Genomic DNA, 19,252 nt, shown 5'->3' on the forward strand with positions numbered 1-19,252 from the left:
GCGCCGCGTCCGGCGCGTGCAGCGTACGGACGCGGTGTACCCGGGCAGGGGGAAGCATGACGACGACATGGTGCCGGCTGGCACCCGCACTGCTATGGACGGCGATGCTGGTGCCGCAGCCTGCGTTAGCACAGGCATTGCCGCAGGCCGTGGAGCAGGCCGTGCGCAGCAATCCCGAAGTGCTGGCGGCGGGCAGCCGTCGTCTGGCGGCCGACGAGGGGCTGAGGCAGGCGCGCGCCGGCTACCTGCCGCGCGTCGATATCAGCGGTGCCGGCGGCCGGGTGCGCCTGGACAGCCAGAGTTCGCGCGCGATCGGCGGTTCGGATTCGTCATATGCGCGCCACGCCGCCGATGTCACCATCACCCAGATGCTGTTCGACGGCTTCGGGGTCAGCAGCGATGTCCAGCGCCAGGGCGCCCGGATCGAAGGCGCGGCCTACCGGGTTGGCGCCACCGCCGAGGACATCGCCCTGCGCACGGTGGGGGTGTACGTGGAGGTGCTGCGCCGGCAGGAAACGGTGGCCATCGGCGTCGCCAACCTGCAGGCGCACCAGCACATCTATGACCAGATCCGGCTCGGCGCCGACAACGGCGTACTGCGCCGCGCCGACCTGTTCCAGGCCGAGAGCCGGCTGGCGCTGGCACAGGCGAGCCTTCGCGCCGAAGAAGGCGCGCTGCAGGATGCCGTGGCGGCTTTCCAGCGCGTGGTCGGGGCGACGCCGCAGGGCTTGTCCCGCCCGGAGTCGCTCGCCGCCATGCTGCCGGCGAGCGAGCGCGAGGCGCAACAGCTGGCCAGCGCCAGCCATCCTGCGCTGGGCGCCGGCCAGGCCGACATTGCCGAAGCCGAGGCCGCGCGCTCGCTGGCGCGGTCTGAGCTGTGGCCCAGGCTGGACCTGGAGGCCGGCGCCGGGCGCGACCGCGATCGCGTGCTGGGCACCACCGACGAGCGCAGGGTGATGCTGCGCCTGCGCTACAACCTGTTCCGCGGCAACGCCGACAAGGCGCGCATCAATGAGGCCGGCTTCCAGATTCAGGAGGCCGAGCAGAACCTGGAGCGGCTGCGCCGGCAGGTGCAGGAGAGCGTGTCGTTGGCCTACAACGCCTACCGTACCGCGCAGGAACGGCTGGCGAGCCTGCAGCAGTATGTGCAGGCGAGCGATGCCACGCGCATCAGCTACGGCAGGCAGTTCCGCATCGGCCAGCGCAGCCTGCTGGATCTGCTCAATGCCGAGAATGAATACTTCAGCGCGCGCAACGCGTACGTGACCGGGCAGTACACCGAACTGGCCAGCCAGTATCGCATCCTGGCCGGCACGGGACTGCTGCTGGCGACGCTGAACGTGGCGCCGCCTGGCGAGGCGCTGCTCCAGACGGGGCTGCGCACGGGGCGGCGCTAGCCAGGCTGTCATGCCGGCCGCGCATGCCCGGCCGGCGCAATGCTCATGGCAGGGCACCGTGGCGAGCCACACAATGGAAGGGTCAACCGGAGCCTTTCATGTCATGCACTCTTTCCCTTGAAGCGGAATGCGTCGGGCTGCGACTGCCGGCCGGCACGGAACTGGTCTGCCGCGGCGGCACCGTGTGGGTGACCATCGAGGCGCCGGGACGGGCGTCGCCGGATCTGTTGCTTGCGCGTGGCGAGCGCCATCGGCTGCAAGGCGACGCCGAGGTCTTCCTTGCCGCGCTGCATGGCGCAGGACCGGCGCTGTGCCGGATCGAGGCGCCGCGGCAACGCCGGGGCCCCGGGTTCAAGTGGCTGCGGGGCTTGGCATCATGGCCGTTTGCGCGGCTTCCCGGCAGATCCATGCCGCCACGCGCCTGACCTCGTCGCGCGGATGCGCGGCGGCGTGAACCAGCCAGTATGAATTCGGGCTGGGAGCAGCTTGCCGCGCCGTCGGCACGACTACCAGCTGGCCCCCATCGACCAGCGGCCGCACCAGTTCCAGCCGGCCGAGCGCGATGCCTTGCCCCGCCAGCGCGGCGTGGACGACCTGGTCGTACTGGTTGAAACGCAGCATGCCGCGCTGGCTGGCATGACGGAATTCGCGCGGCGCCAGCCAGCTGCGCCATTGCAGCCACGGGCGCGGATCGTCGAATTCCAGCAGCGGCAGCTGCAGCAGTGGGTCGCCGTCCTGCCTGGCCGCGCCCAGCAGGGCAGGGTGCACGATCGGGGCGATATGCTCGCCGAACAGGCGCACGGCGTCGGGCGGCGCCGCGGCGTCGCGGCAATAGCGCACCGCGAGGTCGATCCCCTCTTCACGCAGGTCGCTGATACGGTTGCTGGCCGACAGGCGCACATCCAGGTGCGGGTGGGCCTTCTGCAGGCTGCCCAGCCGCGGCAGCAGCCACAGGCCGGTCACGCCGATGCTGGCGGTGATGGTGACCGGCTGGCGGCCCTCGCTGCGGCGCACCTCGGCCACCACGTCCTGCAGCTGCTGCAGCGCGCTGTCGGCGCTGCGAAACAAGCGTTCCCCCTCGGCGGTGAAGGCGACGCCGCGATGCTTGCGTACGAACAGCTGCACCTTTAGCTGCGCCTCCAGCGCATGGATCTGGCGGCTCACCGCCGACTGGGTCAGGCACAGGTCGTCCGCCGCCTGCGTAATGCTCATGCGCCGGCCGACGGCGACGAAGCCCTTGAGCAGGTCGAGGGAGAACAGGCGAACCAGCGGGGTGGACATGGAGTGAGCTCCGGGCAGACGCGCGAGACCTCATTACAGCACGATCCGGGAGGGTCCTGGCATGCGTGGTGCGCATGGCAGAACGACCGAAAGATCGGTTGAAGTAAGACCTGCCGTCGCGTGCAATAGAGCCATCGCGCCTGCGGGCGCCATCGTTCGACAAGGGGCTGTCATGACCATCCATCTGCCACGCTCGTCCGCTTCCGGCGCCACGCCCTGGTGGCGGCAACTCTGGGTGCTGGTGCTGGCCGGTGGCGTGCTGATGGGGATGGCGCTGGGCGTGCGCCATGTGCAAGGGCTGTTCATGTTGCCCATCATTGCCGAGCGCGGCTGGACCCGCGAGACCTTCGCCTTTGCCATGGCGGTGCAGAACCTGGCTTGGGGGCTGGCGCAGCCCTTCACCGGCATGCTGGCCGACCGCTACGGCTCGTGGAAGGTGATGGCGGGCGGGCTGGCGCTGTATGCCGCTGGGCTTTATGGGATGACGCAGGCGCATACGTCGACGGCGCTGGCGTGGTCGGCGGGCCTTTGCGTCGGCGTGGCCTTGTCCGGCACCACCTTCGGCGTGGTCTACGGCGCGCTCAGCCGGATGACCGGGGCGGCGCAGCGCAGCCGCGCGCTGGGGCTGGCCGGCGCCGTCGGCGGCGTCGCCCAGTTTGCCCTGGTGCCGGGCGCCCAGGCGCTGCTTGCCAGGGCCGGATGGGCGGGTGCGCTGCTGCTGCTTGCGCTGGTACTGGCCGTGCTGGTGCCCCTGGCGCTGCCGTTCCAGGACCGCGGCGCGGCGGCGGCGCCGGACCACCACGCGCCGGACGCGGCCGGGGCCCAGCCGCTGAGCGCCGCCGTCCGCGAGGCCTTCGGCCATTCGGGCTTCTGGCTGCTCAACCTGGGCTTTCTTGCGTGCGGCTTCCAGCTGGCCTTTATCGCCAGCCACCTGCCTGCCTATCTGCTCGACCGCGGCATGCGTCCGGCCGATGGCATGGCGGCGCTCGCCATCATCGCGCTGGCCAATGTGGCCGGCGTCTATGTGTGCGGGCTGCTGGGAGGGCGTCACAGCAAGAAGTACCTGCTCGCCGGGATCTACCTCACGCGCACCGCGGCGATGGCGCTGTTCCTGCTGCTGCCGCTGAGCCAGGCGACGCTGTACTCCTTCAGTGCGGCGATGGGGTTGCTGTGGCTGGGCACGGTGCCGCTCACCAACGGCATCCTGGCCCAGGTGTTCGGCGTGCGTTATCTCGCCACGCTGTTCGGCTTCGTGTTCCTGGGCCATCAGCTCGGCTCGTTCCTGGGGGTGTGGCTGGGCGGGCTGGTGTTCGAGCTGACCCGCTCGTACGACGCGGTCTGGTACGGCGCCATGGCGCTGGGCATCGTCGCCGCGGCGCTGCACTCGCCGATCGACGACCGCCAGGTCGTCCGTAGCGGCCTGGCGCCGGCACGGCCATGAAGCCCGCTATGCCCGCGCTGGGCGCCTGGCTGTCGGTGCTTGGGCTCGCCGCGCTGTGCGCGGTGGCCCTGGCAGGGTGGCTGGACCCGGCCCATGCCCACGCGTGGATTGCGCTGATGGCGCTGTGCCAATAACGCACCCCCTGCCGTTGCCACAGGACAGCGGCGGTCGAACTGGCAACAAGCGCGGGCACTGTGTAACCAATCTGCAAAATGTATGCATTGCGGCACATTGAGTGCCGGCGCAACGGGTAGAATCGCGCCTTCCGTGCCTTTTGCATTCTCCCTATAACAATGAGCTCCCGCCCGTCGCGCCTGCCGTGCATCGACGCCCTGAAAGCCGTCAGTTCGCAACTGATCGTCCTGCATCACCTCGCCTTCTATGGACCGATGTCCGACGCCGCGTACCGGCTGGCGCCGGGGCTGCTGGACTGGCTCTTTGACTACGCGCGCATCGCGGTGCAGGTGTTCCTGGTGATCAGCGGCTTCCTGGCGGCGCGCAGTCTGGCACCCGACGGACGGCTTGAGATCCGCCAGCACCCGCTGTCGCTGCTGTGGCGCCGTTACCAGAAACTGGTGGTGCCGTTTGCCGCGGCGATCCTGCTCAGCGTTGCCGGTGCCGCCGTGGCGCGGCACTGGATGACGCATGACTCGATTCCGGCGTCGCCCACGCTGGGGCAGTTGCTTGCGCACCTGACGCTGCTCCATGACATCGTCGACGTCGACGCGTTGTCGGCCGGGGTCTGGTACGTGGCCATCGACCTGCAATTGTTCGCGCTGCTGCTGGGCACGCTGTGGGCCGCACGCGCGGTGTCGCGCGGCAGGGCGCCAGCGGGCGTGGCGGCCAGCATCGGCCTGGTGGCGCTTGCGGCCGTGGCGTCGCTGTTCTGGTTCAACCGCGATGCCGCTTGGGATATCTGGGCGGTGTACTTCTTCGGTGCCTATGGCATGGGCACGCTGGCCTACTGGGCGTCGGCGCCCGGCCGGCCGCTGCTGCCGCTGGCGCTGATCGGCGCGGTGGCGCTGGGCGCGCTGGTGCTGGACTTCCGGCTGCGGATTGCCGTGGCGCTGGCCACCGCGCTGCTGCTGGCCCTGGCGCGGCGCGGCGAATGGCTGGAACGCTGGCCACGGGCGCGCGTGGTGGGCTACTTCGGACGGATTTCCTATTCCGTGTTCCTGGTGCATTTCCCGGTGTGCCTGGTGGTCAATGCGCTGGTGTCGCACCTGGCACCGGGGCAGCCGGTGCTGAACGCGCTCGGCATGGTGGCGGCGTGGGCCCTGAGCAATGTGGCGGGCGCCGTGTTCTACCGCTTCGTCGAAAGTGCGCAGCCGTTCGCGGCACTGCGGGCGTTGCTGGGCGGCCGCCGTGACGCGGCAGGCGACTCGGGCCCAGGCTCGGCGAGCCGCCCGACCATGTAACCCTTGCACGCGTCGCCGCGCGGCACTACCCGGGGCGCGCTTGCGTTGCGTGGTCGTGCGCGGCATCCGCGTGGTGCATGGGTGCCGCGGGCGTGGTGCCGTCGGCACGCCGGGCGTGCATAGCGCTGCCGCGGACTTGCGTTGGGCGCCACACACATGGACGCCACACTGGCGTAAACGGGCATTGGGCGATGGCACAAAGGTTGCCTAGTATGGAATCGTAAACCTGACCGATTGGTCAGGATTCCATCGGGAACCGAGGGTGTCATGTCCGACCATATCGTCCTGACTTCGCACGCGCGCCGCGACAAGCCGGCCGAACCGATCCACTGGGGCGCACCCACGGCGGCGGAGCGCGGCCCGGTGATTGCCAGCCTGGGCAATCCGGCGCAGCGCAATGTGATCGGCACCCACGCCGGCGCCTACGCCATCTACCGCGCGCTGGCGGTCGCCTCCGGCACGCTGCAGCGCGACCATCGGCCCGACCTGACCGACACCGCGCCGGCCGAGGCCATCGGCCCGCATCCGCAGTGGGGCGAGCCGGGCAAGATCGTCTCGCTCGACCCCTGGGGGCACCTGGTCTCCACCGTCTTTGCCGACCGCATCGCCGCCGGCGTCGATATCCGCCCGACCATCGCGGTGACGCGCGCGCACATCAACATGCCGGAGCTGGTCTCGGCCATTGCCGCGGGCCGGCTCAAGCCCGACGGCAACCTGTTGCATGCCAATGGCGACGTGCGCGTGACCAAGGCGGCGGTCGACCCGGTGTGGTACCTGCCCGGCATGGCGGCCCGGTTCGGCATCAAGGAAAGCGTGCTGCGCCGCAGCCTGTTCGAACAGACCGGCGGCATGTTCCCGGAACTGGTGACGCGGCCGGACCTGAAGGTTTTCTTGCCGCCGATCGGCGGCATGACGCTGTATTTCTTCGGCGATGTCAGCCAGCTGGGCAAGCCCGAGACCCGCGTGGCCTGCCGCGTGCACGATGAATGCAACGGATCGGATGTGTTCGGGTCAGACATCTGTACCTGCCGGCCGTACCTGGCGCACGGCATCGAGGTGTGCATCGAAATGGCGCAGCAGGGCGGTGTCGGGCTGGTGGTCTACAACCGCAAGGAGGGCCGCGCGCTGGGCGAGGTGACCAAGTTCCTGGTCTACAACGCCCGCAAGCGCCAGGTTGGCGGCGACCGCGCCGAGACTTATTTTGCCCGTACCGAATGCGTGGCGGGCGTGCAGGACATGCGTTTCCAGGAGCTGATGCCGGATGTGTTCCATTGGCTGGGCATCCGCCGCATCGACCGCTGGGCGTCGATGAGCAATATGAAGCATGGCGCGCTGGTGGCGCAGGGCATCGAGGTGGTCGAGCAGGTGGCGATCCCCGAGGCGCTGATCCCCGCCGACGCCCGTGTCGAGATCGACGCCAAGGTGGCCGCCGGCTACTTCACGCACTACACGCCGCCGGATGCGAACGAACTGGCCCTGGCAAAGGGCAGGGGGTTGAACGAATGACGAGGTATCCCGAGGACAGCGCCGGCAACGAGCGCCATGGCAACGGCTGGCTGAGCCCGGTGCCCGAAGGGCATCCCGCGGCGGCGCTGCTGTGCGCCGAGGCGGTGCGCACCCATTGCGCGGCGGTCACCGAACACGTGGCCAGCGGGTCGTCCGAACGCTTCACCTGGCACCCGGATCGCGTGCATGCGATTGCGGATTACGTCGCCAGCACCATCCGCCAGCGCTATCCGGACCTGCAGGTGCCGTATCACAGCCGCTGGCGCCATTTCGAAAGCGGCGCGGGCGACCAGCGCACGGACCGCTGGCAGGTGCTGTGCGAGCGCGCCGCGCTGAGCGGTCCCGAGCACCGCGAGGAGCGTGCCCGCATCGGCATCGACCTGGTGATCCCCAGCGTGCTGCTGGATGCCGGCGCCGGCCCGGAATGGCGCTACCGCGATCCGGCCAGCGACCTGGTGCTGACGCGTTCGGAAGGTCTGGGCGCGGCCAGCTTCGATTTGTTCGCGCGCGGCGGCTTCTCCGCGGCGCCGGGCGATCCCCTGCGCGCCGATGCCGAGCGCCTGCAGCGCATCGACGCCGACAGCATTGCCCACGCCTTCCAGGTCGCGCAGCACAACCCGCTGGTGGGCCTGGAAGGCCGCGCCGGGCTGCTGCGCCGGCTGGGCGAGGTGATGGACGCGACCCCGGCCCTGTTCGGCCGGCCGGCGCGGCTGGGCAACCTCTATGACTACCTGAAGGCGCACGCCGTGGGCGGCCAGCTCGAGGCCGGCTTCCTGCTGCGCACCTTGCTGGTGGGCCTCGGGCCGGTGTGGCCGGGGCGCATCGTGGTCGAGGGCGTGTCGCTGGGCGACTGCTGGCGCCATCCAGCCGCGCCGGGCGGGCTGGTGCCGTTCCACAAGCTGACCCAGTGGCTGACCTATTCGCTGCTGGAGCCGCTCGAGGACGCCGGCCTGACCGTGACCGGCCTCGATGCGCTGACCGGCCTGCCCGAGTACCGCAACGGCGGCCTGCTGTACGACTTCGAGCTGATGGTGCCGCGCGATCCCGGCTTTGCCGCCGAACCGCATGCGGTGGATGAGCCCGTCATCGTCGAATGGCGCGCGCTGACCGTCAGCGGCCTGGACCTGGTGGCGGATTGCGTGCGCCAGGCGCTGGGGCTAGAGGAAGCGCAGTTCCCGCTGGCGCGCGTGCTGGAAGGCGGCACCTGGGCGGCAGGACGGCGCATCGCCGCCAAGCGCCGGCCGGGCGGCGCGCCGCCGTTTGCCATCACCAGCGACGGCACGGTGTTCTGAACGCGCCGCCCGCGCCGCGGGCGGCGTTGCAGGCAGGCAAGGCTTGTGCAACGTGGCTTCAGGAGCGTCACCATGAACGACATGACCGCTGTTCCCGCAGTCGAGCCCGGCGGGCCGGATCCCGCCGACCTTGCCGGCCTCTCCGGCGTGATGGTGGTCGACCATCCGCTGGTGCAGCACAAGGTCACGCTGGCGCGCAGCGAGGAGACCACCACCGACAACTTCCGCCGCCTGGTGCGCGAGATCAGCCAGCTGCTGACCTACGAGGCCACACGCGACCTGGCGATGGAAACCATCGCGATCCGCACGCCGATCGCGGCCACGCAGTCGCGCGTGCTGTCCGGCAAGAAGCTGTGCCTGGTGTCGATCCTGCGCGCGGGCAACGGCTTTATTGATGGCATGCTCGACCTGCTGCCGGCGGCGCGCGTCGGCCATATCGGCCTGTACCGCGATCCCGAGACGCTGGAGCCGATCGAGTATTACTTCAAGATGCCCGAGGACATCCAGGAGCGCATGGTGATCGTGGTCGACCCGATGCTGGCCACCGGCAATTCGGCCATCGCGGCACTGAACCGGCTGAAGGAGGCCGGCGTCACGACCATGAAGTATGTGTGCCTGATCGCCTCGCGCCCGGGCCTGCGCGCGCTGCGCACCGCGCATCCGGACGTCGGCATCGTCACCGCGGCCATCGACGACACCCTCAACGAGCACGGCTATATCGTGCCCGGCCTGGGCGACGCCGGCGACCGCCTCTACGGCACGCGCTGATGGACTCGCGCGCTGGCCTTGCGCCGACGCCGCGCGCGCCGCCCGCGCGCGCGGTGGCGGGCGGCCGCATCCGGCAGGAGAACCAGGCCATGATCCTGCGCGCGGCCGAGCATGTGTTTGCGCGCGCCGGGTTTGCCGGCGCCACCATGGTGGAGATCGCCATGCGCGCGGGGGTGCCCAAGTCGAACCTGCATTACTACTTCCGCACCAAGCAGGCGCTGTACCGCGCGGTGCTGGCGCATACGCTGCAGCTGTGGCTGTCGGAAGCCGACGTGATCCGCGCCGAGCTGCCGCCGCAGGTGGCGCTGGAGCAGTACATCCGCGCCAAGATGCGGCTGTCGGCCAGCCATCCGGATGCGTCGCGGGTGTTCGCCAACGAGCTGCTGCACGGCGCGCCCGAGATCGGCGAGGTGCTGCGCCACGCCTTGCGCGAGCTGGTGTCGCGCAAGGCGGCGGTGGTGCAGCAGTGGATCGACCGCGGGCAGATGGCGCCGGTCGATCCGCAGCACCTGTTCTTCACCATCTGGGCCGCCACCCAGACCTACGCGGACTTTGAATCGCAGGTCTGCGCGGTGCTGGGTATCAGCCGGCTGCAGCCGCAGGACTATGCGCACGCCACCGAGCACGTGGTGGTGATGCTGCTGCGCGGCTGCGGCCTGGCGCCGATAACGCGGGCCTGAATTCACCCATACCGGATACCACGACGCGACCCATGCTCGACCTGATCCTGCGGCATTGCAACCTGCCCGACGGGCGCACCGGCATCGATATCGGCATCGCCGACGGGCGCATCGCCGCAGTCGGGCCGGCCCTGGCCGCGCGCGCGGGCGAAGAGATCGATGCCGCCGGCCAGCTGGTGACGCCGCCGTTCGTCGATGCGCACTTCCATATGGACTCGACGCTGTCGTACGGGCTGCCGCGCGTAAACCAGTCGGGCACGCTGCTGGAAGGCATTGCGCTGTGGGGCGAACTGAAGCCGTTGCTGACGCAGGAAGCTATCGTCGAGCGCGCGCTTGCCTATTGCGACTGGGCCGTGGCGCGCGGGCTGCTGGCGATCCGCTCGCATGTGGATGTGTGCGATCCGCGCCTGCTGGCGGTGGAGGCGCTGCTGCACGTGCGCGAACGCGTGCGGCCCTACCTGGACCTGCAGCTGGTGGCGTTCCCGCAGGACGGCGTGCTGCGCGCGCCCGGCGCGCTCGCCAACCTGAAGCGCGCGCTGGAGCTGGGGGTCGACGTGGTCGGCGGCATTCCGCATTTCGAGCGCACCATGGCGCAAGGGGCGGAGTCGGTGCGGCTGCTGTGCGAGCTGGCGGCCGAACGCGGCCTGCGCGTCGACATGCATTGCGACGAAAGCGACGATCCGCTGTCGCGCCATATCGAGACCCTTGCCAGCGAAACCGTGCGGCTGGGCCTGCAGGGCAGGGTGGCGGGATCGCACCTGACTTCGATGCATTCGATGGACAACTACTACGTGTCCAAGCTGATCCCGCTGATGCGCGAGGCCGGCGTGGCGGCGATCGCCAATCCGCTGATCAACATCACGCTGCAGGGGCGGCACGACACCTATCCGCGGCGCCGCGGCATGACGCGCGTGCCCGAGCTGATGGCGGCCGGCGTGCCGGTAGCCTTCGGCCACGATTGCGTGATGGACCCGTGGTACGGCCTGGGCTCCGGCGACATGCTGGAAGTGGCGCACATGGGCCTGCACGTGGCGCAGATGACCGGGCAGGAAGCGATGCGCGCCTGCTTCGAGGCGGTCACCGCCACGCCGGCGCGCATCCTGGGGCTGGAGGGCTATGGCCTGGCGCCGGGCTGCCGGGCCGACCTGGTGCTGCTGCAGGCGCGCGACCCGGTCGAGGCGATCCGGCTGCGCGCCACGCGGCTGCGCGTGCTGCGCGCCGGCAAGACCATCGCCACCATGCCGGCGGCGGCCGCGGCGCTGGCGCTGCCGGGACGGCCGGCGCAGGTGGATTTCCGACGCGACGGCGGTGCGGCATAGCGTGCACAAAATTTTTTGCAGGCGGGTGTTGACAGTACCCACGGCACTCGGCATAATTTCGTTCTTCGCATCGCAGCAGCAATGTAGCAGCATCGCAGCAGCAATACGAAGCCCAGATGGCGGAATTGGTAGACGCACTAGGTTCAGGTCCTAGCGGTGGCAACACTGTGGAGGTTCGAGTCCTCTTCTGGGCACCAAAATTCGGAAAGGCTCGCGCAAGCGAGCCTTTCTTCGTTTCAGGCCATGCTCCATGGCAACCACGTCCGCGCGAGCGGGCTTTTTTTTGTCCGCGGCTTTCGGACATCGCCTGACCCAGGGGTTCAGCGTGCCGGCATTCCGTCGAGGTCCTGCGCCTCGCGCACGCAGTTGCGGCCCTCCGCCTTGGCGCGGTACATGGCCGCGTCGGCCGCGCCGAACAGGCGCTGCCAGTGGCTCGCGCCGCCATGGCCGACGGCCACGCCGAAGCTGGCGGTCACGCCAAGCTGCGTGGTGCCGGACAGGTAGACCGGCCGCGACGCGATGGCCGCGCGCAGCGTTTCGGCCAGCGCCGCGGCTTCGCCGGGCCGGCCGTGCGGCAGCCACAGCGCAAATTCCTCGCCGCCGAAGCGGGCCAGCACCCCCTCGGCCGGCACCAGCGCGCGCATCTGCGCGGCGATATTGCGCAACACCTGGTCGCCGGCCGCATGGCCGTGGCGGTCATTGATCTGCTTGAAGCGGTCGACGTCGACCAGCACCAGGCTGGCGGTCTCGTGCGCGCCGTACCGGGTCGCCACCAGTTCCAGCGCGCGCCGGTTCAGCAGGCCGGTGAGGCTGTCGGTGCGGGCCTGTTGCTCCAGTTGCGCGGTCAGCGCGGCGCGCTCGCGCAGCTTGCGGCGCAGGATGTCGATGGCATCGAACAGGCGCCGCATCTCCGCGGCCTGGCCCATGCGCCTAGCCTGCATGGTCGTTTCGGATGGCGGTGTTCCGTGCGGCTGGACGCGGTCCTCGGCCAGCGCGATCACCTCGGCCCGCGCGCGCAGCAGCGGCAGGAACACCGCGCGCCGCGCGAACACCAGCATGTAGCCCAGCACCGCGAGGATCAGCGCCGAGGTGCCGCACGCGGCCGCGAGCCGGCGCAGCGCGCGCTCGCGCGTGCTGGTGAAATGCGCCACCACCTCGTCCAGGAACACGCTGCGCAGCCGCTCCAGCGGCTCCAGCGTGGGCACGTAGCGGTTGGTCAGTTCGGTGGGCGTCATCGAGTAGTTGCCCGAGTTGCGCCCCTGCGCGACCAGGCTGTCGACCATGGCCACGCCGCGGCCGAAGAACTGGTGGCCGGCGTCGGCATAGGCCTGCTCCAGCGCCGGCGCGGCGCCGAACATGTTGTAAGCCGGCCCGGCCAGCTGCCACAGCTCCAGCAGCCGGCCGCGCGAGCGCGTCGCGTCGACCAGGCTCTGCACCGGCATCGGCTGGCGCGCCGCCACCGGCGCCATGATCTGCGATGCCATGCGCCCCGCGTACTCGCGCAGGTCGCCCAGCATCTTGCCGGTCAGTGCGGGCGCGGCCAGGCCGTCATCGCAAACGGAAAGCTCGCGCACCTGCCAGGCGATGGCGGGCTGCAGCGCGTCGACGACCTCGAACATGCTTTCGATGGCGTGGCGGATCTCGTCCATGTCGCGCTGCTGCGGCGCGCGCCCGGCAAGTTCGTCGATCTCGGTGCGCGCCCGCGCCAGGCGCTCGCGCACGCGTTCGACCATCAGCGGCGGCAGGTGGTGGCTGTGCAGGCCGAAGGGGGCCGGCGGCGGCGCGGACAGGCGCGCCAGCGCGGCGTCGCTGCGGGCGCGGAACACCTGCAGGCGCGCGCGCGCCGCGCTGTGCGGCGAGGGCGGTTCGCCCAGCACGCTGTTGGCCGGGCCGCGTTCGGCGGACAGCGTGTTGGCGGCGTCCAGCACGTCGCGGTACGCCGAGATGTCGTACAGGTTTTGCCGGGCCGCGGCGAAGTCGCCGTAGGAGGCGGCGATCACCAGTGCCGCCAGCACCACTGTGCACAGGCCGCCCACCGTGGTCGCCACCGCCAGCTTGCGCTGCAGGCTGCGGCGCGGTCCGTTGCCGGCGCTCGGCGCACTGCCGTTGCCGGGATCAAGCTGTCGGGCGCGTTGCCGCAGGGCCATGCTGTCTCCACCCGGCTGCCAGTGGCCGGGCCATGCGTGAAGATTCTGTCAATCCCGACATTATTGACGAAAAGGCCGCGGCACCTGTCCAAATCGTCCGCGATTCGCGCCGGCGACAGCGGCGCCGGCCGCTGTCCGGCAGGCTTTCGCGGGCGCGCGCAGCCGAACATTCGCGGCTAACGCTGGCGGGGCATTTGACCTATGCTCAAGCTCATCGGGCAGGCATTTATAACGTCCCGAAGGTGGTTGCCATGACGTTGGTCTTGTCATCATCGAGAGAGAGGGAGGCGGGGGCGAGCCCCGGATGGCGCGGCTGTGCCGCGCATCCCGGCATCGTCCGCCATCACCTGCACTACTGCGCCATGCTGGCCATGCTGATGTGTGCGCTGGCCCACGCAGATGAAGCCTTGCCGGATTTCCACGGCGCTTCCGGCTCTGATCCACCGCTGCAGGCAAGCCTGGCGCAAGCCGGTCCGGCGGAGCCGGCGCAGGTTTCCGGGCCGCTGGCCGACAACTCCGAAGCGAGCGGCTGGATGGTCCAGCCGCTGGAGCCGGTGGTGGTCGAATACGCGGCGGTGTCCCCGCCATCTTCATCCCGATCTTCTTCCGCATTGCCGCGCGCGAGCGGCGCCGGGCCCGATGACGATGCCCCGGGCCTCGCCGCCGTCGACCGCGAGACAGCGGCCATGCCCGAGCGTGCGCGCCGGTTGTCGCTGCATCTCGATGACATCACCACCGCCAGCGGCTTTGCCGACAATCGCGTACGCACCATGGCGCTGGCGGTCGATGCCGTGGTGCCGCGTGCCGGCGGGCTGACCATCCAGCCGCGGTTGCAACTCGCCTACCAGCCCGGCATGAGCGCGGACCCGAACAAGTTGTCGCAGCCGATGCCCGGCGATGCCAGCGCCACCGGCATCGGCGTGCGCCTGTACGGCGCGCAGCCGACGCGGCTGGCCGGCATCTATCCGTTCGTCGAGGCTGACTGGTGGCAGGAGAGCCGCAAGCAGGTCATCAATATCAACGGCACCAAGATCGATGCCGACCTGCTGCGCGGACTGTTCTCGTTCAATATCGGCGCGCATGGCAATACCAAGACCGGCGTGAAGCTGTGGTTCAAGGTCAGGGCGGGGCGCAACCCGAGCGGCACTGTCGGTGCGCGCTATCGGTGGTAAGGGTGGTGGGGGGCAGTCGCGCGCAAGGCGCGCGGCAACAAAAAAGGGCTTCCGTTTCCGGAAGCCCTTTTTCTTTCTGCATAGGTGGCGCGGCTGGCAGGATTCGAACCCACGACCCCTTGGTTCGTAGCCAAGTACTCTATCCAACTGAGCTACAGCCGCACACGAGAGGCGCAATTGTATCGCAATTATTGATTTGCGCAAGCCCCCCGCCGAAAAATCTTCAACGGCCGCTGACAGCCTCAGCCTGCGGCTTCCGACCAGACGCCATCCGCCTCCCGCGCCTTGCCTTCGTCGCGCAGCTTGATCAGGTGCGCCAGCAGCGAGCGTTGCGCCACCGGGTGCATGCGCGGCGGCACATCGTCATAGACGCGCAGCACCAGTTCGCCGAGCGCGGCCGGGCCGAGTTCGCGCAGCGCGCCGGCGACCTTGGCCTCGCGCTGCAGGCGGTGCCGCACCAGGATGCGGATGGCGTCCTGCGGGCGCGCGATCAGGAAGCCGTGTCCCGGCGCCAGCCACTCCAGGTCTTCGTCCTGCAGCGCCGCGAGCGAGTCGAGGTAGGCGCGCATGTCGCCATCGGGCGGGCCGATCACCACCGTCGATCCCTGCATCACGTGGTCGCCGGTGAAGAGCGTCTTTTCTTCCTCGAGCAGGTAGCAGAGGTGGTTGGACGCATGGCCGGGAGTGTGGCAGACGCGCAGCGTGCAAGCGTCGGACAAGGCCAGGCGCTCGCCGTGCTGCAGTTCGCGCTGCGGCGTGAAGGTGGCGTCCTGCCAGGGGCCGGCGGGTGCGGCGCGTCCCAGTACGGTGGCGCCGGTGGCGGACTGCAATGCCGCCGCCGCGGGCGAATGGTCCAGGTGCGTATGCGTGGCGAGGATCCAGCGGATCGGCCCGGGCGCCGCTTCCAGGATGGCGCGCACATGTTCGCCATCGTCCGGGCCCGGATCGATCACGGCCCATTCATTGCGCGCGCCGCCGCCGACCAGGTAAGTGTTGGTGCCCGGGCCAGTCATCACGCTGCCGTTGTTGGCCGTGACCCGCCATACCCGCGGCGACAACTGCACCGGCACGCCGGGTGCCAGTTCGTAGCGGCCGTGCACCTTGCCGTCGGGATCGATGCGGCCGATCTCGGCGTAGCAGGGCTCGTTCGGCATCACCGGGCGCACTCCCGCCGCGCCGGTGGCCAGCCGCGGCATGATGCAGGCGATGCCGCGCAGCTGCGAGAAATACGCAAAGCAGGCCGCGGCGGTCTCGAACTGCGCGATCGAGCCCAGCGTGCGGCGCGTGACATGCATCATCGGCAGGCCGCTGGCCGGGTCGGCGGCCTCGGCCGGGCGCACCCAGCGGTGCTCGACGATCTCGGTGCCGTCGGGTACGGCCAACTGGCCCTCGGGAGCGATGGCGACGAAGAAGCGGGTATCGAAACGCTTGGGCAGGCCGGGCGGCGTCAGCCAGTAGCTGTGATAGGCCAGGCGGTCCGCCGCCAGGCGCAGGCCGAGCTGCTCGCAGGCGTGGGCCAGTCCGGGACCGCCGCGTTGCACGGCCTCGCGCAGCAGCGCCTGCTGGGCGGCGTCCAGCTCGTGCGGCGCGCGCAGGCGCCCTTGATGGTCGCAGGCGAACAGCAGGCCGGCCTCTTCGAAGCATTCGCGCACCGCGGCGAGGTAGAAGTCCAGCCCGCTGGCCGGGAGGCCCAGGCGCTCGCTGGCAAGCACGTCATCGAGGCCGTGGGCGTGCGCGTGCAGGTGCCGGTCTTGCGCATCGAGGGTGCCGCCGGGAAAAACATAGGCGCCACTGCTGCGGTCGTTGGCGCGTTCGACGCGGCGCACCAGCAGCACTTCCATGCCGGCGGGCGCATCGCGCACCACCAGCAGGCTGGCGGCCGTGCGCAGCAGTGGCGTGGGATTGGCGGGGCGGTTGCCGCTTGTCTCTGTGGTTGTCATTGTGTCGGCATCGTGGGTTGTACGCGCGGCGCGCCGGGGGGCAAGGTCGGGCCAGGCAGGGCACGGCCGCGTGCGCTAGTTTAGCCGCGTTCGCGGATTCGAAAGTCCGCTGACTCCAGGCGCCGCGGCCGCGGCCACGCCGGTCCGGGCCGGCGGCAGGCGCGGGCGGGCTTTGGCTTTTCCGGCCACAGGCAGTAACCTGATAGCTCCGCTTCACTTTCCGGAGCGCCACCGCCGGCGCTCCCATCGGAGGAGGTCCGCGTGATCCGAGCTTCTTACCTGTGCCTGACGGTTGCGTGCCTGGTGGCGGCCTGCGAGACGCCGCCGCAGCGGGCGCCGCGCCCGGTGCCGCCGCCCACCACCCGCATCACCGTCGATCCCCAGGCCATGTCCCGGGCGGCATCCGCGGCCTGCGAGCCGGCGGTGGCGGAAGCGCTCCAGCGCCGTTATCCGCAACCCGGCAGCGTCATGCTGATGGCCGACCGCGAGCAGTACTTCCAGCGCCCCAACGCGCAGACCTCGGTCAACGGCGAAGGCGTGTTCGAGCCGGACGACAGCTCATCCTCGATCGGCTTCCACTACGCCTGCCTGTACAACGCGCGTACCGGCAAGGTCGACGATGTGCAGATGCGATACTGAGCTACGCCGTCGCTTCACCGAAAATACCGAGGGCGCAAGCGCGTAACTATTGCGCTAAATGGCGGTAATCGCGACTTCCCATTTCCTTGACCTACCGGTTGAACGGCCATTAGCATAGCCACGCGCCTTCGCGAAGTTCGCATATAGAACTGTAGTTCTAATGGCGTAACTTTTGCCGACTCTGGAGACAAGGAAGTCATGAACAAGATCGCCGGGTTCTTCACCGAACTCATGCGCCGGTACCTGCCGGATCCCTTTGTGTTTGCCATCGGCCTGACGCTGCTGACCATGGCACTGGCGGTGCTGGTGCAGGGGCAGGCGGCCCCGGCGGTGATCGCCAGCTGGGGCAAGGGCTTCTGGAACCTGCTGGCCTTCACCACGCAGATGGCCGTGATCCTGGCGATGGGCTACGTGCTGGCCACCGCGCCGCTGACCGACCGCATGCTCGACCGCATCGTCGGCGCCGTGCATACGCCGCGCACGGCCATCATCGTCGCCACGCTGGTGGGCGGCATCGGCAGCTACCTGAACTGGGGCTTCGGGCTGGTCATCGGCGGCATCATCGCGAAGAAGCTGGCGCTGAAGGTCCGCGGCGTGCATTACCCGCTGATCATCGCTTCGGCATACAGCGGCTTCACCCTCTACGGGCTGGGCCTGTCGGCCAGCATCCCGGTGCTGATCTCGACCCCGGGGCATCCGATGGAAAAGGCGATGGGGGTGATCCCGCTGTCAGAGACCATCTTCTCGACGCCGATGCTGCTGACCAGCCTGGCGGTGATCGTCACGCTGCCGCTGCTCAATGCCTGGCTGCACCCGCGCCATCCGGCCGAAGTGGTCGAGATCCGCCGCGAGCAGGAACCGGCCCGGGCCGACGCCGGCCCGGGACACAGCATCGGCGGCGAGAACACGCTGGCCGGGCGCCTGAACAACAGCCGCATCCTGAGCCTGGCGATCGGTCTCTGCGGCATGGCCTATGCCGTCATCTACTTCACCCAGGGCGGCTCGCTCGACCTGAACCTGATCAACTTCCTGATCCTGTTCGGCGGGGTGCTGCTGCTGGGCACGCCGGTCAACTACGTGGCCAAGCTCAACGAAGGCATCAAGACCATTTCCGGCATCATCCTCCAATATCCGTTCTATGCGGGCATCATGGCGATCATGGCCGGCTCTGGGCTGGTGGATACCATCTCGCGCGTGTTTGTCGATATCGCCACGCCGCAGACGCTGCCGTTCTGGGGCCTGGTCAGTTCCTTCGTGATCAACTTCTTCGCGCCGTCCGGGGGCGGCCACTGGGTGATCCAGGGTCCGTTCATGGTCGACGCGGCCAAGGCCATCAACAGCTCGGTCAGCCAGACCTCGATGTCGGTGATGCTCGGCAACGCCTGGAACGACCTGGTGCAGCCGTTCTGGATCCTGCCCGCGCTGGCGCTGTCGAAGCTGAACCTGAAGGACGTGATGGGCTACACCGTGATCATGATGTTCTGGGTAGGCCTGATCTATATCGCTGCGATGCTGATGTGGGGCGCGCAGATTGCCTGACTTTGATGCCCGGCCGCAAGGCTGACAGGAGAAACGCATGCCGTATCTGATCGAAACCGTCGACAAGCCCGACCACCAGCACGTGCGCCAGGCCACCCGCGCCAGCCACCTGGACTACCTCGACGCCAACAAGGCGCTGCTGCTGGCCTGCGGCGCCAAGCTCAACGATGACGGCTCGGATGCCGGCGGCGGCGTCTATATCGTCGATGTCGACAGCCGCGAGGCCGCGCAGCGCTTTATCGACGCCGACCCGTTCGCCGCGGCGGGCCTGTTTGCCGAGGTGCGCATCGTGCGCTGGCGCAAGGCCTATCTCGACGGCACCTGCCGTCTGTAAACCGCGTCTGTAAACCGGGCCGCGCACGCTGCCCCATCGCTACCCAACTCCAGGAGACCCCATGCTGTTCATGGCCGAAATGACCGTCAGGATTCCCGCATCGCTCGACCCGCAATTCGTCGAGCAGCTCAAGGCCGATGAAAAGGCCATGTCGCAGCGCCTGCAGCGCGAAGGCAAGTGGCGCCACCTGTGGCGCGTGGTGGGCCAGTACGCCAACGTCAGCATCTTTGACGTCAGCGACAACGATGAACTGCACACCTTGCTGACCGCGCTGCCGCTGTACCCATACATGGAGATCAAGGTCACGCCGCTGGCCCAGCACGGTTCCGCCATCGCGCAGAACTGAGCCGGACCGATCCGCAATACCGCCCGCGATCCC

The 19,252-nt window shown here is 69.3% G+C and carries 18 protein-coding genes and 2 tRNA genes; 16 read left to right on the forward strand and 4 right to left on the reverse strand.

The window, feature by feature from the left end:
• Positions 1–56 precede the first annotated feature (56 nt).
• Together GA0116996_RS21335 and GA0116996_RS21340 are read left to right on the forward strand one after the other, a co-directional pair.
• Positions 57–1,397, forward strand: coding sequence for a TolC family outer membrane protein (locus tag GA0116996_RS21335; protein WP_092315594.1), 1,341 nt, complete (start codon positions 57–59; stop codon positions 1,395–1,397).
• A gap of 98 nt (positions 1,398–1,495) precedes the next feature.
• Positions 1,496–1,822 carry a DUF2917 domain-containing protein gene (locus tag GA0116996_RS21340; RefSeq protein ID WP_092315596.1) on the forward strand — a complete coding sequence of 109 codons (327 nt, stop codon included), beginning with the start codon at positions 1,496–1,498 and terminating at the stop codon, positions 1,820–1,822.
• Here GA0116996_RS21340 and GA0116996_RS21345 read toward each other — a convergent pair.
• Positions 1,749–2,678, reverse strand: coding sequence for a LysR substrate-binding domain-containing protein (locus GA0116996_RS21345; RefSeq protein ID WP_092315598.1), 930 nt, complete (start codon positions 2,676–2,678; stop codon positions 1,749–1,751). The genes GA0116996_RS21340 and GA0116996_RS21345 overlap by 74 nt on opposite strands.
• A gap of 172 nt (positions 2,679–2,850) precedes the next feature.
• On the opposite strand from GA0116996_RS21345, the gene GA0116996_RS21350 reads away from it, so the two are divergent.
• The 9 genes from GA0116996_RS21350 (at position 2,851) to GA0116996_RS21385 (ending at position 11,299) form a co-directional block, all read left to right on the forward strand.
• Positions 2,851–4,119 (forward strand): MFS transporter, encoded by a 1,269-nt coding sequence (locus GA0116996_RS21350; RefSeq protein WP_092315600.1) that lies wholly within the window; start codon positions 2,851–2,853, stop codon positions 4,117–4,119.
• Positions 4,116–4,253 carry a hypothetical protein gene (locus tag GA0116996_RS28320; protein WP_165835199.1) on the forward strand — a complete coding sequence of 46 codons (138 nt, stop codon included), beginning with the start codon at positions 4,116–4,118 and terminating at the stop codon, positions 4,251–4,253. Before GA0116996_RS21350 ends, GA0116996_RS28320 begins: the two co-directional genes overlap by 4 nt.
• 159 nt (positions 4,254–4,412) lie before the next feature.
• Positions 4,413–5,537 (forward strand): acyltransferase family protein, encoded by a 1,125-nt coding sequence (locus GA0116996_RS21355; RefSeq protein ID WP_092315602.1) that lies wholly within the window; start codon positions 4,413–4,415, stop codon positions 5,535–5,537.
• Between the two features lie 267 nt (positions 5,538–5,804).
• A complete protein-coding gene (locus GA0116996_RS21360; RefSeq protein WP_092315604.1) occupies positions 5,805–7,043 on the forward strand; it encodes a GTP cyclohydrolase II in 1,239 nt (412 codons plus the stop codon).
• Positions 7,040–8,335: a URC4/urg3 family protein gene (locus GA0116996_RS21365; protein ID WP_092315606.1), complete on the forward strand. Its 1,296-nt coding sequence runs from the start codon at positions 7,040–7,042 to the stop codon at positions 8,333–8,335. The genes GA0116996_RS21360 and GA0116996_RS21365 overlap by 4 nt, the downstream gene beginning before the upstream one ends.
• 72 nt (positions 8,336–8,407) lie before the next feature.
• Positions 8,408–9,103 carry a uracil phosphoribosyltransferase gene (upp, locus tag GA0116996_RS21370; protein ID WP_092315608.1) on the forward strand — a complete coding sequence of 232 codons (696 nt, stop codon included), beginning with the start codon at positions 8,408–8,410 and terminating at the stop codon, positions 9,101–9,103.
• Entirely contained in the window at positions 9,103–9,783 is a 681-nt protein-coding gene (locus GA0116996_RS21375; protein WP_092315610.1) for a TetR/AcrR family transcriptional regulator, read from the forward strand. The genes upp and GA0116996_RS21375 overlap by 1 nt, the downstream gene beginning before the upstream one ends.
• Before the next feature lie 32 nt (positions 9,784–9,815).
• Positions 9,816–11,102, forward strand: a complete 1,287-nt coding sequence (locus GA0116996_RS21380) for an amidohydrolase family protein (protein WP_092315612.1) — start codon at positions 9,816–9,818, stop codon at positions 11,100–11,102.
• Positions 11,103–11,212: 110 nt separating this feature from the next.
• Positions 11,213–11,299, forward strand: a tRNA-Leu gene (locus GA0116996_RS21385).
• A 123-nt stretch (positions 11,300–11,422) separates the two neighbouring features.
• Here GA0116996_RS21385 and GA0116996_RS21390 read toward each other — a convergent pair.
• Positions 11,423–13,249, reverse strand: coding sequence for a GGDEF domain-containing protein (locus GA0116996_RS21390; RefSeq protein ID WP_092315614.1), 1,827 nt, complete (start codon positions 13,247–13,249; stop codon positions 11,423–11,425).
• Positions 13,250–13,500: 251 nt separating this feature from the next.
• Here GA0116996_RS21390 and GA0116996_RS21395 point away from each other — a divergent pair, with 251 nt between their 5' ends.
• Positions 13,501–14,421, forward strand: coding sequence for a hydrolase (locus GA0116996_RS21395; protein WP_092315616.1), 921 nt, complete (start codon positions 13,501–13,503; stop codon positions 14,419–14,421).
• 85 nt (positions 14,422–14,506) lie between these two features.
• Here GA0116996_RS21395 and GA0116996_RS21400 read toward each other — a convergent pair.
• Both GA0116996_RS21400 and GA0116996_RS21405 read right to left on the reverse strand, forming a co-directional pair.
• Positions 14,507–14,583, reverse strand: a tRNA-Arg gene (locus GA0116996_RS21400).
• Between the two features lie 80 nt (positions 14,584–14,663).
• Positions 14,664–16,361, reverse strand: coding sequence for an MBL fold metallo-hydrolase (locus GA0116996_RS21405; RefSeq protein WP_092315618.1), 1,698 nt, complete (start codon positions 16,359–16,361; stop codon positions 14,664–14,666).
• Between the two features lie 261 nt (positions 16,362–16,622).
• Between GA0116996_RS21405 and GA0116996_RS21410 the strand changes: the two genes are divergently transcribed.
• The 4 genes from GA0116996_RS21410 to catC all read left to right on the forward strand — a co-directional run bounded on the left by GA0116996_RS21410 (position 16,623) and on the right by catC (position 19,219).
• Complete coding sequence (locus GA0116996_RS21410) at positions 16,623–17,000, forward strand: short-chain fatty acid transporter (protein WP_092315620.1); 378 nt, start codon at positions 16,623–16,625, stop codon at positions 16,998–17,000.
• Positions 17,001–17,198: 198 nt separating this feature from the next.
• Positions 17,199–18,539, forward strand: a complete 1,341-nt coding sequence (locus GA0116996_RS21415; protein ID WP_092315622.1) for a short-chain fatty acid transporter — start codon at positions 17,199–17,201, stop codon at positions 18,537–18,539.
• Between the two features lie 37 nt (positions 18,540–18,576).
• Complete coding sequence (locus GA0116996_RS21420) at positions 18,577–18,873, forward strand: YciI family protein (RefSeq protein ID WP_092315624.1); 297 nt, start codon at positions 18,577–18,579, stop codon at positions 18,871–18,873.
• A gap of 61 nt (positions 18,874–18,934) precedes the next feature.
• Positions 18,935–19,219, forward strand: a complete 285-nt coding sequence (catC, locus tag GA0116996_RS21425) for a muconolactone Delta-isomerase (protein ID WP_092315626.1) — start codon at positions 18,935–18,937, stop codon at positions 19,217–19,219.
• Positions 19,220–19,252 lie beyond the last annotated feature (33 nt).

It is taken from the genome of Cupriavidus alkaliphilus, assembly GCF_900094595.1.
Classification (GTDB): domain Bacteria; phylum Pseudomonadota; class Gammaproteobacteria; order Burkholderiales; family Burkholderiaceae; genus Cupriavidus; species Cupriavidus alkaliphilus.

Bases quoted from the DNA above. Each gene is read 5' to 3' on its own strand.
- GA0116996_RS21335 (WP_092315594.1), top strand. From the start codon at position 57: ATGACGACGACATGGTGCCGGCTGGCACCCGCACTGCTATGGACGGCG.
- GA0116996_RS21340 (WP_092315596.1), top strand. From the start codon at position 1,496: ATGTCATGCACTCTTTCCCTTGAAGCGGAATGCGTCGGGCTGCGACTG.
- GA0116996_RS21345 (WP_092315598.1), bottom strand. From the start codon at position 2,678: ATGTCCACCCCGCTGGTTCGCCTGTTCTCCCTCGACCTGCTCAAGGGC.
- GA0116996_RS21350 (WP_092315600.1), top strand. From the start codon at position 2,851: ATGACCATCCATCTGCCACGCTCGTCCGCTTCCGGCGCCACGCCCTGG.
- GA0116996_RS28320 (WP_165835199.1), top strand. From the start codon at position 4,116: ATGAAGCCCGCTATGCCCGCGCTGGGCGCCTGGCTGTCGGTGCTTGGG.
- GA0116996_RS21355 (WP_092315602.1), top strand. From the start codon at position 4,413: ATGAGCTCCCGCCCGTCGCGCCTGCCGTGCATCGACGCCCTGAAAGCC.
- GA0116996_RS21360 (WP_092315604.1), top strand. From the start codon at position 5,805: ATGTCCGACCATATCGTCCTGACTTCGCACGCGCGCCGCGACAAGCCG.
- GA0116996_RS21365 (WP_092315606.1), top strand. From the start codon at position 7,040: ATGACGAGGTATCCCGAGGACAGCGCCGGCAACGAGCGCCATGGCAAC.
- upp (WP_092315608.1), top strand. From the start codon at position 8,408: ATGAACGACATGACCGCTGTTCCCGCAGTCGAGCCCGGCGGGCCGGAT.
- GA0116996_RS21375 (WP_092315610.1), top strand. From the start codon at position 9,103: ATGGACTCGCGCGCTGGCCTTGCGCCGACGCCGCGCGCGCCGCCCGCG.
- GA0116996_RS21380 (WP_092315612.1), top strand. From the start codon at position 9,816: ATGCTCGACCTGATCCTGCGGCATTGCAACCTGCCCGACGGGCGCACC.
- GA0116996_RS21390 (WP_092315614.1), bottom strand. From the start codon at position 13,249: ATGGCCCTGCGGCAACGCGCCCGACAGCTTGATCCCGGCAACGGCAGT.
- GA0116996_RS21395 (WP_092315616.1), top strand. From the start codon at position 13,501: ATGACGTTGGTCTTGTCATCATCGAGAGAGAGGGAGGCGGGGGCGAGC.
- GA0116996_RS21405 (WP_092315618.1), bottom strand. From the start codon at position 16,361: ATGACAACCACAGAGACAAGCGGCAACCGCCCCGCCAATCCCACGCCA.
- GA0116996_RS21415 (WP_092315622.1), top strand. From the start codon at position 17,199: ATGAACAAGATCGCCGGGTTCTTCACCGAACTCATGCGCCGGTACCTG.
- GA0116996_RS21420 (WP_092315624.1), top strand. From the start codon at position 18,577: ATGCCGTATCTGATCGAAACCGTCGACAAGCCCGACCACCAGCACGTG.
- catC (WP_092315626.1), top strand. From the start codon at position 18,935: ATGCTGTTCATGGCCGAAATGACCGTCAGGATTCCCGCATCGCTCGAC.